10 protein-coding genes are annotated in these 14,194 nt (G+C 62.9%); 6 read left to right on the forward strand and 4 right to left on the reverse strand.

What is annotated here, in order from left to right; all coding sequences use genetic code 11:
* Window positions 1–148: 148 nt before the first annotated feature.
* Entirely contained in the window at window positions 149–2,911 is a 2,763-nt protein-coding gene (locus IPQ13_00600; protein MBL0209408.1) for a glycosyl hydrolase, read from the forward strand.
* A gap of 80 nt (window positions 2,912–2,991) precedes the next feature.
* Here IPQ13_00600 and IPQ13_00605 read toward each other — a convergent pair whose 3' ends face one another.
* From IPQ13_00605 to IPQ13_00615, 3 genes are all read right to left on the reverse strand, one after another.
* Window positions 2,992–3,702 carry an rRNA pseudouridine synthase gene (locus IPQ13_00605; protein MBL0209409.1) on the reverse strand — a complete coding sequence of 237 codons (711 nt, stop codon included), beginning with the start codon at window positions 3,700–3,702 and terminating at the stop codon, window positions 2,992–2,994.
* A 99-nt stretch (window positions 3,703–3,801) separates the two neighbouring features.
* Window positions 3,802–4,869, reverse strand: coding sequence for an AI-2E family transporter (locus IPQ13_00610; protein ID MBL0209410.1), 1,068 nt, complete (start codon window positions 4,867–4,869; stop codon window positions 3,802–3,804).
* On the reverse strand, window positions 4,866–5,429 hold the full coding sequence (locus tag IPQ13_00615; protein ID MBL0209411.1) for a CDP-alcohol phosphatidyltransferase family protein: 564 nt from the start codon (window positions 5,427–5,429) through the stop codon (window positions 4,866–4,868). The genes IPQ13_00610 and IPQ13_00615 overlap by 4 nt, the downstream gene beginning before the upstream one ends.
* A gap of 163 nt (window positions 5,430–5,592) precedes the next feature.
* Here IPQ13_00615 and IPQ13_00620 point away from each other — a divergent pair, with 163 nt between their 5' ends.
* The 3 genes from IPQ13_00620 to IPQ13_00630 are packed head-to-tail and all read left to right on the forward strand — an operon-like array spanning window position 5,593 to window position 8,279.
* Entirely contained in the window at window positions 5,593–5,883 is a 291-nt protein-coding gene (locus tag IPQ13_00620; GenBank protein ID MBL0209412.1) for a ferrous iron transport protein A, read from the forward strand.
* A gap of 6 nt (window positions 5,884–5,889) precedes the next feature.
* Window positions 5,890–8,088 (forward strand): ferrous iron transport protein B, encoded by a 2,199-nt coding sequence (gene feoB, locus IPQ13_00625; protein ID MBL0209413.1) that lies wholly within the window; start codon window positions 5,890–5,892, stop codon window positions 8,086–8,088.
* Window positions 8,085–8,279 (forward strand): hypothetical protein, encoded by a 195-nt coding sequence (locus IPQ13_00630; GenBank protein MBL0209414.1) that lies wholly within the window; start codon window positions 8,085–8,087, stop codon window positions 8,277–8,279. The genes feoB and IPQ13_00630 overlap by 4 nt, the downstream gene beginning before the upstream one ends.
* 3 nt (window positions 8,280–8,282) lie before the next feature.
* Here the strand turns inward: IPQ13_00630 and IPQ13_00635 are convergent, their stop codons facing one another.
* Entirely contained in the window at window positions 8,283–9,221 is a 939-nt protein-coding gene (locus IPQ13_00635) for a hypothetical protein (protein ID MBL0209415.1), read from the reverse strand.
* Window positions 9,222–9,607: 386 nt separating this feature from the next.
* On the opposite strand from IPQ13_00635, the gene miaB reads away from it, so the two are divergent.
* Together miaB and IPQ13_00645 are read left to right on the forward strand one after the other, a co-directional pair.
* Window positions 9,608–10,912 carry a tRNA (N6-isopentenyl adenosine(37)-C2)-methylthiotransferase MiaB gene (miaB, locus tag IPQ13_00640; protein ID MBL0209416.1) on the forward strand — a complete coding sequence of 435 codons (1,305 nt, stop codon included), beginning with the start codon at window positions 9,608–9,610 and terminating at the stop codon, window positions 10,910–10,912.
* Window positions 10,913–10,986: 74 nt separating this feature from the next.
* The gene (locus tag IPQ13_00645) at window positions 10,987–14,136 is read left to right on the forward strand and encodes a diguanylate cyclase (GenBank protein ID MBL0209417.1); all 3,150 of its coding nucleotides are present in this window, start codon (window positions 10,987–10,989) and stop codon (window positions 14,134–14,136) included.
* Window positions 14,137–14,194: the final 58 nt, after the last annotated feature.

The raw sequence follows: 14,194 nt of genomic DNA on the forward strand, positions 1-14,194 counted from the left end.
GGCCTTGCTTGGTATTTCGTTGGTGGCAGGTGAAAAGCCATTGACGAAGACGGAGCAAGGCTCGCGCTTCCATCCTGAGGTGCCCACACCATCGCGTGATGCCCGGGATCAGGCATTTGTGCTTCGGAACAAGCTGCTTTCTGAAAGCATGCTCAAGGCAATCCCTTTCCGCAGTGTGGGCCCATTGGGGCAGGGTGGGCGCGTAGTGGGACTTGCGGCCGATGATCGCAAGCCTTCGGCTTGGGTTGTCGCTTTCGCTACCGGCGGGCTCTGGCACACGAAGAACGAAGGCGCGGATTGGACCTCGCTGTTCGACCATGAAGGGGCCTTCGCGCTGGGCGCCATCGCCGTGCAATGGGGGGAACCCGGGCAGCCGAAAACCATTTGGGCCGGTAGCGGCGAAGCCAATGCCAGCCGCAGTTCCTACGGAGGCTCAGGGCTTTTCAAGAGTAGCAATGGCGGTAAGACCTGGGCCAACATGGGGCTGAGGAACAGCCACCGCATCGCGCGCATCGTTGTTGATCCACGCAATCCGGAAATCGTTTACGTGGCGGCCCAGGGACCGCTCTATACCAGCGGCGGCGAGCGCGGCGTCTTCAAGACCGAGGATGGCGGCAAGAGCTGGAAGCAGGTCCTGGCGGCGCCCAACCGCGCAGGAGCCGTGGATCTCGTGGTGGATTCCGCCAACTCAGGCGTGGTCTATGCGGCGCTCTGGGAGAAGGATCGCAAGCCCTATGATTTCCTGGAAAGCGGCGCGAACAGCGGGATCTACAAGAGCGAGGACGCCGGCGCCACCTGGAAGCGGCTGCAGGGCGGCTTTCCGAATGGCGATGGAATCGGGCGCATCGGCTTGGCCCTGAGCCGCCAGAATCCCTCCAAGCTCTATGCCTTCGTGGACAACCAGACAGCGCGGCCCGACTCCGAAAAGGATCCTTTTGAAGATCCCGAAAAGCTCACCACCAAGCAGCTCGAAAAGCTCAGCAAGGATGAAGTGCTGAAGCTCGATGACAAGAAACTAAAAGAATTCCTGAAAGACAACGGCTTCCACAAGGACATCACCGCCGAGAGCGTGAAGGCCGATCTCATGGGCGGCAAGATCGAGGTGAAGGACCTGCTGGCCTACGTTTCGGACGCGGAGCGGGCGCTCTTCGATGTGCACATCGTCGGCCCGGAACTCTATGTTTCTGAGAACGGCGGCACGACCTGGAAGCGCACGCACGCTGGTCGCCTGGACAACGTGGTCTACAGCTACGGCTACTACTTCGGACAGGTGCGCGTGGACCCAAAGGATGACCGCCATCTCTATCTCTTGGGCATGCCGATGCTCGAAAGCAAGGATGGCGGACAGACCTTTCACGGCGCCAACGGCACGCCGGAATACGCCGCCCACGCTGATTTCCACGCGCTTTGGATGGATCCATCCGATCCGGATCGCGTCGTGATCGGCCACGATGGGGGCCTGGATGTCAGCACCAACGGTGGCCGCAGCTGGCGCGGCATCAAGAATCTGCCCGTCGGCCAGTTCTACACCATCGCCACCGACAATGCCGAGCCCTACCGGATCTATGGCGGCCTGCAGGACAACAGCGTGCGCATGGGGCCTTCGGAACCGCTTCGGCCAGGCGCGCAAAGCGACGGCTGGCGCGACATCCTGGGGGGCGATGGCGGTTTCGTGCAGGTGGATCCCCGGGACAACGCCACCATCTACACCGAATACCAGTTCGGCTCCATGTTCCGCATCAATCCAAAAGCCGGTGAGTTCAAATCCATCCAGCCGCGCCACAAGCTCAAAGAGGCGCCCTACCGCTTCAACTGGATGACGCCGCTGCTGCTGAGCCCCCATAGCTCCGACATCCTTTATGCCGGCACCCAGCATGTGATGCGCAGCCTGGATAAGGGCGCCACCTGGAAGGCCATCAGCGGCGATCTCAGCACAACTCCGAAGGTAGGCAATGTGCCCTTTGGCACGGTGACTTCGCTCTCGGAGAGCCCCCTGCGCTTCGGTCTGCTCTACGCCGGGACCGATGATGGACGCGCCTGGATGAGCCATGACGGCGGGTATGCCTGGCGCGAGATCAGCAAAGGGCTGCCGGCGAACCGCTGGATCACGCGCCTGGAGCCCAGCCACTTCGACGAAGGCACGGTCTACGCGACCCTCAGCGGCCTGCGCAATGACGAGAGCGCCGCGCACCTTTTCAAATCCATGGATTTCGGCGCCACCTGGACCAGCCTCAAAGCCAATCTGCCCGAGGAAAACCTGAACGTGATCCGCGAGGACCCCGCCAACAAGAACCTGCTCTTCGTGGGTTCGGACTTCGGGGTCTACGCCAGCCTGGATGGCGGAGCCCATTGGCAGGCCTTCGCCCACGATATGCCCAATGTCCCAGTGCATGATCTGGCCATCCAGGCCAAGGCCCACGATCTGGTGGTGGGCACCCACGGCCGCAGCGCCTGGGTGGCGCCCATCGAGGCTCTGGAAAAGTTCACGCCGGAAGTGGCGGCGGAACCGATTCATTTGTTCGAACCGAAAAAAGTCCAAGCCCAGAAAAACTGGAAGCGCGATCGGCCCACCTGGTGGCCTCGCGGCGAAATCAAAAGCCAATCCTTCTGGTTCAGCGCATTCAAACCGGGTGCCATCGAACTTCAGCTTTTGACTGAAAAGAAAGAGGCAGTGCGGACCTGGAAAGTCAATGCCAGCGCGGGTCTCAATCGCGTGGACTGGGATCTGCTGGTGGATGCATCCACGATCAAAGGCCTGCCCGACGGCCGCCGCCCCTTCATCCTGCCCGGCAAGTACACGCTTGCCTTGAGCATGGGCGCCGAAAAGCGCGAAGCGCCGCTGGTAGTTGAAGCGCCTAAGGAACCCGTGACCGGCAAAGAAGATGCTGAAGAAGAAGGGGAAGTGATTTGAAACGGCTGTGGGCGGTGGGCTTCAGGCAGTAGGAAAACGATGCCGCACAGGGGCTTCGGCCTGCAACCCGCAGCCCAATTTTACAGGCTCTTAAGCGCTGCCATCTCCATGCCCGTGAGGAAACGCCAAGCGCCGGGCTTCAGGGCCGGGTCGGCAAGCGGCCCGTACTGGATCCGCTTGAGCTTGGACACGGGATGCCCCACGGCGGCGAACATCTTGCGGATCTGCTGGTTCTTGCCTTCGGTGAGCGTCACGCGGAGCCAGGGATTGTCGGCTTTTTCAGCTACTTCAATGCCGCAGGGCTTCAGTTTGCGGCCGCTGAGCCGGAAGCCATCGCGCATCTCCTGGAGCGTTTCCGGTTTCGGATTGCGGTGGACTTTCACAAGATAGACCTTCGGGATTTCGTGGTCGGGTTTCATCAAGGTCTGCGCCAATTCTCCATCATTGGTGAGCAGCAGGAGCCCCTCGGAATTGAAGTCCAGACGGCCCACGGGATAGACGCGCTGCGTGACCCCGTGGATCAGCGCCATCACGGTGGGGCGGCCCTCGTCATCCTTCACCGACGTGATGTAGCCCTTCGGCTTGTTCATGAGGATGTAGACCGGCTGCTCTTTCTCGATGGGCCGGAAATCCACCGTGATCTGGTCGCGGCGAGGGTCGGCCTTGGAGCCCAGCTCCGTCACCAGCTTGCCGTTCACGTGGATGTGGCCCTCGGTGATCAGCTTTTCGCTGGCCCGGCGCGAGGCGACACCTGCGGCGGCGAGAATTTTCTGGACGCGTTCCAAGGCCATTTCAGTCTCCTGTGGCGCCTCACGGCGCGATTGATTCCATCAGCCATGGATCGGCCCTCTGGAATATTCAGTCTGACACAAGTATGGGCAATGGCCCCATCACTGGGTTTCCGTGAACCACGGATGCTGGCGGTAGTCCTCCAGCAGCACGCGGAACACCACTTTCACCGTCACCATCAGGGGCACGGCGAAGAGCAGGCCCAGCAGACCGAACCAGTGCCCAAAGGCCACCAGCGCCAGCAGCACTTCCAGCGGGTGCAGTTTGCTGGCGCGGCCCACCCAAACCGGGGTCAGGTAGAGGCCCTCCACGGCCTGCACGGCCGCGAAAACCAGGACCACGCCGCCCAGCCTCGCGCCGCTGGCCCCCTGCAGCATTTCCAGCACCAGGGCCGGGGCCAGGCCCACCAGGTAGGAAGAATAGGGGATCACGGTGAAGAGCCCAGCGAGAACGCCCAGGATCCAGCCATAGGGAACGCCCATGATCGACAGCGCCAAGCCCTGCAGCAGGGCCATGGTGAAGGCCACGGCGATCTGGCCTCGGATGAAGCCTCCCAACCGCAGGTGGATCTCGGAAACCATGCCATTGGCACGCCCCCGGAACCTGGGCGGCACCAGGGATTCAAGCGAAGCGATCATCCGCGGGCCGTCCAGCAGCAGGTGGTAGAGGATCAGCGGCACCAGGATCAGCGTGACGGCGGTGAGAACGAAGCCCAGCAGGCCCGATCCCGCTTGCAACAATCCCTTCAATGCGGCCGCCGGGTCCAAGGTCTCCAATAGGTTGCGGACCTTTTCCACCCAGGCCGGGTGGGCCTGGATGATGGGACCCAATTTTTTCATCAGCAACTCCTGCCAGTGGGGCAGGGAAGCGTTAAACCTGTCGAATTGAGCCGACAGGAAGGGCACCGAAAGCACCAGCACCGCCGCCACTGAAGCCAGCGAGGCGAAAAGGACGAAGACCACCGCGAAGCTGCGGCGCACGCGCCGGGCCAATCGCTCCACTAGGGGGCCCAGCAGATACGCCAGCACCATGGCCACAAAGAAGGGCATCAGGGCCTGGCGAAGCAGCCACAACGCCACGATCAGGCCGAGGAAGATGGCGGTGAACCGCAGCGGCAGTCCGCCGAGCAGTTCTTCCAGCGCGTGGCGTGGGCGGGACTCGCCGCTCATGCTCCCTCAGCCTCGATGGGGCCGCGGAAGTAGTAGTGGATGCCGCTGGCCAGCACCAAGCCCGCCATGGCGTAGTAGATCCACGGAAGCGCGAACCGCTGCCAGGGCTGGGGGCCCTGGGCGTTTGCGAGCAGGCCCACCCCCAGGGACACGATCTGCGCGCCGGTGGTGAACTTGCCGAGCAGGGATGGCCGCCGGTTGAGGCCGATGTGCTGGACCAGGGAGAGCAGTGCCAGGAACGAGATCACCACATCGCGGCTGATGGAAAGGATCGCCACCCAGGTGGGGATGGGCATCTTCAGATGATCCTTGGGGAGGGCCATGAGGATGAAGGCCGTGGTCATCAGCAGCTTGTCGGCTGCGGGATCCAGGATCGCTCCAAGGGCCGAACCCTGGTTGAACCGCCGGGCGATCCAGCCGTCCAGAAGGTCGGTCAAACCAGCCGCCACGAAGATGGCCAGGGCTTCCCACAAATGGTTGTACCAGACCGCGATGGCGAAGAAAGGCACGGCCAAGATCCGAAGCAGAGTCAACGCATTCGGGATGGTGAGAGGAGTCATTCAGGGTCCAGGCGGCAGGTGTGGGAGGGGAAAAGAAGTGTATCCAACTCGGCGTCCCTGGACATGGCTGAAAAGCGTCGCACGCTTGCGGTCCAACTTGTGATCACAGGCACATTGAGAAGTGCGGCGGGAGCGGTACACTTAATGAAGTGGAGTTGAGACAATGACTCAAAATCAACCTAACCCGATTGCTCCCGAAGCCTCATCGGACTTCCGGTTCCTGAGTCAATTGTTGCCGGGAATGAGCGCCACGGTTGTGCAATTGCAGGCCAAGGGGGCCATCAGGCAGCGCCTTCTCGAGATGGGATTCATCCGCGGCGCGACCTTGAAGGTCGAGAAGCTGGCCCCTCTGGGCGACCCCATGGAACTCGTGTTGAAGGGCTACCACCTGAGCCTCCGCCGGGACGAAGGCGCCTGCATCCTGGTCCAGCCTGTCGCCCAACCCCTGGGCTAGCCTTCCATGCCCGTGATCATCGCGCTGGCGGGGAATCCCAATTCCGGGAAGACCACGCTTTTCAACGCCCTCACCGGTTCGCACCGGCACGTGGGCAATTGGCCTGGTGTGACCGTGGAGCGCCGCAGCGGGACGCTGCAAGCCGACGGCCGGGATCTCGAGGTGGTGGATTTGCCGGGGACCTATTCGCTTTCGGCGAGAAGCGAGGATGAGCGCATTGCGGCTTCGTTCCTGGCGGAGTCGAAGGTGGACCTCATCATCAATGTGCTGGATGCCTCGAACCTGGAGCGCAACCTGTACCTCACGACGCAGTTGCTGGAACTCGGCAAGCCCGTGGTGTTCGTGCTGAACATGATGGACGACGCGGAACGGCGTGGCATCCAGCTCGATATCCCCGCGCTGGAAACGCTGCTGGGCGGCCCGGTGGTTCCCACCATCGGCAACCGGGAAGAAGGCGTGGACGCGCTGAAGGAGGAATTGCTGAAGGTGCTGGATGGCTCGGAACCCAAGGTCCGCAATTTCCTCGCCGAGACCGCGGGCCAAGGACCCATGGACTACGGCCACGATATCGAAGGCGAACTGGCGAAACTCGCAGCCCATATCAAACGGGACGAGACCCTGGCGGAAGCCATCAAACCCCGGTGGCTGTCGCTGCAGTTGCTGGAGGGCAGCGTCGAGGGCATCAAGCTGGTGAACGAGAGCCACGCGCGGGAAGCCATCCTTGGACAGCTGGAAGCCAGCCGCGCCTTCCTGCACGCGCATCTGGGCGAAGACGCGGCCACCCTGCTGGCGGAATTCCGCTATGGCTTCCTGCATGGACTCGTGCTGGAAGTGGCCAAGTCGCCAGTCACCCCGGAGATCAGCCACACCACCAAGCTGGACCGCCTGCTCACGCACCGCTACCTGGGCATTCCCCTTTTCCTGGCCGTGATGGTCGCGATCTATACGCTCTCATTCGTCCTTGGCAAGTATCCGCAGAATTGGATCGATGCCGGATTCAAGGCTCTTTCCGCCGCCCTTTCCGCACGGCTCCCGGCGGGGGAGCTGACAAGCCTGCTCACCGACGGCATCATCCCCGGGGTCTCGGCGGTGATGGTGTTCCTGCCGGTGATCATGATCCTGATGGGCTGCATCAGTTTCCTGGAGGACACGGGCTACATGGCCCGGGCGGCCTTCATCATGGACCGGGCCATGCACCTCATGGGCCTGCATGGAAAAAGCTTCATTCCCCTCCTCATGGGTTCCGGCTGCAACGTGCCGGCGATCCAGGCCGCGCGCACCATCGAGAGCAAGCAGGACAGGCTCATCACGATCCTGGTCACTCCGCTCATCTCCTGCTCGGCGCGGCTGCAAGTCTACATCGTCATCGCGGGCACCTTCTTCACGCCCTTCAACGCGGCCTTGGCGGTCATCGGCATGCATTTCCTGGGCTTCGGCCTGGCCATGCTCATGGGCCGGGTCCTGCGGAGCGCCCTGTTCTCGGGCCCTTCGGCGCCCTTCGTGATGGAGCTGCCGCCCTACCGCATGCCGGTGCTGAAGGCCACAGCCATCCACATGTGGGACAAGGCCCAGGTCTTTCTCACGCGGGCCGGCACCACGATCTTCGCGGGCGCCACGCTGGTCTGGTTCCTCTCCCGGTATCCCGGGATCGCCAACACCGGCTGGAGCCAGGAGTACCAGCAGCAGCGTGCCGCGGTCACGGCTCTGGCCATCCCCCAGGACCAGAAGGACGGCCAGCTCAAGGATCTGGAACTGGCCAGGGAGAGCCGCATCGTGAACAGCAGCCTGGCCGCGAGCCTGGGCAAGATCGTGGAGCCTTTGCTGCGGCCCATCCTCGATCCGGACCAGAAGCGGACCGAGGCCTGGAAGGATGTCATCGCGCTCACGGCAGGTTTTGTGGCGAAAGAAATCGTGGTCAGCACCATGGCCGTGATCCACCAAGCCAGCGAGGCACCCAAGCCCGGAGAAAAGCTGAGTCCGCTGCAGGTGTCGCTGCGGGACCAGACGGGGCTCACACCTCTAACGGCCCTGGCTTTCATGATCTTCACGCTCATCTACACGCCTTGCCTGGGCACGGTGGCCATGATCCGCCGCGAGGCCGGAAGCTGGGGCTGGGCAGGTTTTTCCGTCGCCTACGGGCTGGGCTTGGGCTGGCTGCTGGCCTGGGGCACCGTGGTCATCGGCCGTATGATGGGATTCGCATGAACTGGCAGACGCTCATCGTCCTGATCCTCGCGGCCCTCGCCGCGCTCTACTTCGGCCGCGGCTTCGTGCTGGGCCTCATGGGCAAGGGAGAGTGTTCCAGCGGGGGCTGCTCCAACTGCGGCGAAGGCGGCTGCACCCTCAGCAAACTCGAAGCGCTCAAGCGCGAGTGGGAAGCCAAGAAGCAGGCCTGAGGCTTATTCCGGCTTGATCTCGCCGGTCTCGATCATCCCCTGGATGGTCCGCTGGATTTCCTCATCGCCGACGACCCCATGGCGTTGCAGGGTCTTGACCAATCCAAGGATCAGTTGCCGCGTGCCATAGGAATCCACCTTCTTGATGGAGGAAGGGGCAGCGACCCGGTCATGGATGATCAACGACCCGTCAACCGTTGGCTTGATCGACGGCTGGGTGCCCCGGAGCCCGGGCGCGTCTGTGATGTCGAAGGAAGGCACGGCGAATGGATCGAAGGGATCCGTCGGCGCGAAAACGCCCAGGGGCTCTTCGGCCGGGAGGTGGCGGGCCTCGGGCACCGCATCGAAAAATGGATCCCGGCCGAAACTGCCGGTGGCATTGGATTTGTTGGGTTCCCGAGAGGGCGTGAACTGGATGGCGGGAAGGTCGAAGCTGACCGGAAGCGCATCCTCGGAGGAGAAGGAGCGGCCTACCTCGAAGGTGGTCTCCGGCACCGGATCCGCCTTTCTATACTGCTCGGCGATGGCGGCCCTCAGCATGCTGTGGGAAGCCACCAGAGGCTCGATGCTCAGTCCCGAGGCGAACCGGGCGCTGTCGATGGCATTGAGGTCCGATGGATCGGCCATGGCCAGGATCAGGCTCTTGGGTTCCTTGAATTCGATGGGGAGGATGGTCAACTGCTCGGCCATCCGTTGCGGAATGCGCTTGAGGACTTCGGGCCGGATGTGTTCCAGGGCCTTGCCTTCCAGACGCGGCACTCCGGTCTGCTGGGCCAGGAAATCCATGAGCATGTCTTCGCTGATGAAGCCCAGGGAAACCAGGTTGCCGCCCATGCGCCCGCCGTGGAAACGCTGGTGCCTCAAGGTCTCCGAAAGTTGGACAGGGGTGAGCAGTCCCGCCTCGACGAGCAATTCACCCAGTTTTTTTGTAGGGGCCGACACGATGCATCTGCCTTTCTTGGGATTAGTGCCACAAGATAACCCCATCAAGGGTGGATGCGCTAGCTGAGGTTGCATCGATCTTGGGAAATGCATGGCTGAAGGCCATGATTGCTGGATTTTTCGGAGACAGCCCGAGTCTCCTCACCTAGAATTAAAGGTTTGGTCAGGGCCGCGATGAAGTTCCATATCCAGACCTGGGGATGCCAGAACGGGGCCCCCTCCGCGAGCCGGAGGCGAGCGGGAGCACAGTCCAGTGGACTGTGCGATCGGGGGGTAGTCCACGGGGCCCCCTCCGCGAGCCGGAGGCGAGCGGGAGCACAGTCCAGTGGACTGTGCGATCGGGGGGTAGTCGATTTCATCGGCATTCCCGGAAACGGGGAATAAGCATGAAATTCCATATCCAGACCTGGGGATGCCAGATGAACGACCACGACGGCGAAAGGCTGTCGGGCCTGCTATTAAAAGAGGGTTTCACCCAAGTCCCCGAGGCAGACGAGGCGGATCTGGTGCTCCTGAACACCTGCTCCATCCGGGAAAAAGCGGTCCACAAGGTCTTTTCAGTGCTGGGCCGATTGCGGGAGGAGAAGAAGAAACGGGACGTGCTCATCGGCGTAACGGGGTGCCTGGCTCAGCAGGAGCAGGCGGCGCTGTTCCGGCGGGCACCGCACATCGACTTCGTGCTGGGCACCATGGCCTTGAGCCAATTGCCGCGGTTGGTGGAAAAGGCCAAGTCCGGAAAAAAGCAGGTCATGGATACGGGGGAATATCCCGACAACCACCTATTCCCGCCCGAGGTCGCCAGGCGCCGGAGCACCGCCAAGGCGCTCGTGACCATCATCGAAGGCTGCAATCACGCCTGCACCTACTGCATCGTTCCCACCACCCGCGGGGTGGAGCGCAACCGCCCCTGGCAGGACATCGTGGGCGAAGTCCGCGGCGTCGTGGCAAACGGCTACCGGGAAGTGGAATTGCTGGGCCAGAATGTCAACTCGTTCAATGGCGGATGCAGCTTCGCGGAACTGCTGGACCGGGTTTCGGAGGTGGAAGGGCTGGAGTGGATCCGTTTCACCACGAGCCACCCCATGAATTTCACGAAAGAATTGGCCAGGGTTCTCGTGACGAACCCGAAAGTCGCGCCCTTCCTGCATCTGCCTGTGCAAAGCGGGTCCAATGCGATGCTCCGCCGGATGCTCCGGGAATACACGGTGGAGCAGTATCTGGAGCGCCTGGGCTACCTCGGCGAGGGCCGGACCAAGCTCGGCCTCAGCACGGATTTCATCGTAGGTTTCCCTGGCGAGACCGACGAGGATTTCGAGGCCACCGTGGAACTGCTCGAAACGGTGAAATTCGATTCCTCCTTCAGTTTCATCTACAGCCCCCGGCCAGGCACCGCCGCGCTCAGGCTGAAGGACGACATTCCCGCCAGCGTGAAATCCGGGCGGTTGCAGCGGCTTCAAAAACGGCAACTGGAGCTGGCCAAGGAGAGCAACCTGCGATTTGTCGGCCGAAGGGTGCAAACCCGGGTCGAAAGCCATGGCGCAACCCCTGAGGGGTATTGGATGGGCCGCACGGGAGATTGGAGAAACGTCCATATTCAGGCTGGAGCAGGCCGGATATTGCCGTTTGGAGAGCTGGTGGAGGTGGATGTCACCATGGCTGGTCCCCATTACTTGGGGGCTGAAATCGCCTAGAAGGTAGAACCATATTCTTGTACATAGTCGGCTTTTGGTTCGGTAATATACGGGAATCCCCTGCCTAGGCCCCCATGGTTCGCTCTCTCCAGACCCTCCAGTTGTACCTTATCAATGTCTTTGCGGCCCTGCTGGTGATGCTCATGGTACCTGCGGCGGCTTTCCACTGCGTGGCGGCGGATGCTGCCGAAACGGCACCGCCCGGTCGATATGCCTTCCGGACCTACAATGCCGAGCAGGGCCTGACAAGCCTGGCCATCACCCAACTGAACCAGGATGCCCAGGGCTTCCTGTGGGTGGGCACCGAAGATGGGCTCTTCCGCTACGATGGCAGCCGGTTCCAGGCCTATTCCCTGAAACAGGGATTGCCCTCCAGCCAGATCACCGCCATCCACCAGGATCCCCAGGGCGTGTTGTGGGTGGGGACGTTCGGAGGCTTGGCCCGGAAGGATGGCCAGGCTTTCCAGGCCATCCCGGGGGTTCAGGACGTGCAGGCCCTCGCCACGGGGCCAGACGGGAAGCTCTGGGTCGCCACCACCCAGGGGCCCTTCAGCCTTTCCGGGAAACCCTCCCGGCCCGAGCTCCTCCCCTCCCCGGGATGGCCCGGAGGAGAAGCTTCGGCGCTTTATTCCAAGGTCTCCGGCGGCGCGGTCTGGGCCGCACGCTGGACCCTGAAGAATGGCCGCCCTCTGGCTGAAGTCCTGCGATGGAAGGACGGGATCTGGAAACGGTTCGGCACCCCATCGAACTTCGGGCAGGAACGCATCGACGCCTTGCTGGCGGATTGGGACGGCCGGATCTGGGCCCGGAGCTCGGGCCACTTGTGGGTGCTTCCCACCGGAACCGATCAATTCATCGAGCCAAAAAGCGATCTGCCTTCCATCCGTTCACGGGGATATCTCGCCGCCAGCCGCGATGGAGGCGTGTGGGTCACCACCGACCAGGGGCTCTACCACATCCATGATGGGCAATGGCGCCATCTCGGCGCCGCGGAAGGACTGCCCACCGCCTGGACCCGCACCATGCATGAGGACCGCGAAGGCAATCTATGGTTTTCAAGCCTGGGCCTCTACCGCCTTCTGGGCCTGGAAGCCTGGCAGAGCCATGCGGTCAAGGATGGATTGCCGAGCGAGCTGGTCTGGACCATCCGCCGGGATAACCTGGGTCAATTGCTGGTCGGGACGGACCAGGGTGCGGCCAGGGCGACTGCCAAGGGCTGGAGCCTGATTCCGGGCACCGCCAAGAACGCCATCCGCAGCCTGGTGGAAGGGCCGGACGGAATCCTTTACATGGGCGGGGCCCCGACCGAGGTGCTGGCCTTCAATCCGGCCACCCGACAGACGGACCGCTTCGGCGCTGCCGAGGGTGTCATGGGCAAGCGGATTTTCCGGTTGCTCCTGGATCCTGAAGGCTCTCTTTGGGTGGCCACGGAGGGCGCGGGCCTCCTGCGGGGCAGACGCGAGGGACGCCGATGGTCATTCAAACCCGAGGCCCTGCCTGGCGGCGATGCCCAGGAGTATGTGAGCGATCTCCACCTGGACTCCCGCGGGCGGCTCTTCGCCGCGGGCGCCAAGGGATTGGCGGTGCGCGCCGAGGGCCGGTGGCGGCGGATCACCGTCAGCGACGGCCTCCGGAGGAACCATGTGTCGTACGTAAGCGGGACGCGGAATGGCGATCTGCTCATCGCGTATTTCGATCCTCTCGGCTTCACCCGAGCCCGGTTGGAGGGTGGCCATTTCCGAGTTTTGGGGCATGAGGACACATCCACTTCCCTGGCTTCCGACAAGGTCTACTCCATGGGAGAAGACGCCCTCGGGCGCATCTGGGCCGGCACGGCCCGCGGTGTGGACATCCTCAGCGCCAATGGAACCGAACATTTCGGCCTGCAGGATGGCTTGATCGGCGAAGATTGCGATGCCCAGGCCTTCCACGCGGATGGCGACGGCGGCGTGTGGATCGGCACCAGCGCAGGGTTGAGCCATTACCTCCCTAAGGGAGGCCAAGCCGCCAACCCACCCCCGCCTACGGTGATCCTGGGATTCAAACTGGGCGGGAAAACCTTTTCAGGAACGCCCGCCGCAAGCCTTGAAGTCGACCGGGCCCACAATGATTTCGAGGCGCGATTCGCCGGCCTCAGCTTCGCCAGGGAAGACGCGGTCCAGCAGGAAGTACGACTCGTGGGCCTGGAGGACAGGTGGCGCCCGACGGATTCCAGGGTCGTCCGGTATCCTTCGCTCCCAAAAGGGAGCTACCGGTTTGAAGTGAGGTCCCGGATCGGCGCGGGCCCTTGGGGGGAGGCCCAGAAAATCGGATTCAAGGTCCTCCCAGCCTGGTGGGAAACCTGGTGGTTCCGCGTGGTCGGCGCCCTGGCGGTCCTGGGACTTGGGTCCTGGGTGGTGCTTGGCTACAAGACCCGCGAGGAGTCGCGCCGCAAGGTTCTGGAGGCGCTGGTCCTGGAACGGACCCGGGACCTGGAAAACGCCAACCGCGCCTTGCAGGACCAGACCATCACGGATCCGCTGACGGGGCTCCGCAACCGGCGGTTCCTCCAGTTCCAGATGCCCGAGGAGGCGGCGCAGGCCCAGCGCCGCCACCGTCTGTTGTCCATCAGCCGGGCGGAACGTCTGGACCTGAACATCGATCTGCTGTTCCTGATGGTGGACATCGACCATTTCAAGGAAGTGAATGATCTCTTCGGACACGCCGCGGGCGACCGTGTCCTCGGGCAGGTGGCCCAAGCCCTCCAGGCGTGCATCCGGGACACGGATGCGGCGGTCCGTTGGGGCGGGGAGGAGTTCCTGGTGCTGGCCCGCAACACCAGCCGCAGGGAGAGCACGATCCTCGTGGAGCGCATCCGTTCCGCCGTGGCCCTGCATCCCTTCGATGTCGGCGAGGGCCGCATCCTCCATCGCACCTGCTCCATCGGCTACACCTGTTTTCCCTTCATTCCAGAACAGCCCGCAAGTCTGGATTGGGAGCGGGTCGTGGAGATCGCGGATCAGTGCCTGTACGCCGCCAAACAGGGAGGCCGCGACGCATGGGTGGGCGTCTATCCAAGCGATGACGCGCCAGCCGGGCATTTGATCGAGATGCTCAGGATCGGGAGCCTCAAACCGCTGGCCGAGGATGGCAGCCTGGTGGTGAAGTCCTCCATGCGAGGCACCGAGCAGCTCGATTGGAAGGACGCCCCCAATTACCAGATGGGCGTCCGAGTCGATGGGTGAGACTCAATCCGGGTTCCGGATTATTTCCAAGAAACTAAGTGCGAATTAATCCCGGGAC

The organism is Holophagaceae bacterium (genome assembly GCA_016720465.1).
Taxonomy (GTDB): domain Bacteria; phylum Acidobacteriota; class Holophagae; order Holophagales; family Holophagaceae; genus JANXPB01.

Coding starts and splice junctions, on each gene's coding strand:
- IPQ13_00630 (MBL0209414.1), top strand. CDS start 8,085: ATGAACTGGCAGACGCTCATCGTCCTGATCCTCGCGGCCCTCGCCGCG.
- miaB (MBL0209416.1), top strand. CDS start 9,608: ATGAAATTCCATATCCAGACCTGGGGATGCCAGATGAACGACCACGAC.
- IPQ13_00620 (MBL0209412.1), top strand. CDS start 5,593: ATGACTCAAAATCAACCTAACCCGATTGCTCCCGAAGCCTCATCGGAC.
- IPQ13_00605 (MBL0209409.1), bottom strand. CDS start 3,702: ATGGCCTTGGAACGCGTCCAGAAAATTCTCGCCGCCGCAGGTGTCGCC.
- IPQ13_00615 (MBL0209411.1), bottom strand. CDS start 5,429: ATGACTCCTCTCACCATCCCGAATGCGTTGACTCTGCTTCGGATCTTG.
- IPQ13_00600 (MBL0209408.1), top strand. CDS start 149: ATGCTCAAGGCAATCCCTTTCCGCAGTGTGGGCCCATTGGGGCAGGGT.
- IPQ13_00610 (MBL0209410.1), bottom strand. CDS start 4,869: ATGAGCGGCGAGTCCCGCCCACGCCACGCGCTGGAAGAACTGCTCGGC.
- IPQ13_00645 (MBL0209417.1), top strand. CDS start 10,987: ATGGTTCGCTCTCTCCAGACCCTCCAGTTGTACCTTATCAATGTCTTT.
- feoB (MBL0209413.1), top strand. CDS start 5,890: ATGCCCGTGATCATCGCGCTGGCGGGGAATCCCAATTCCGGGAAGACC.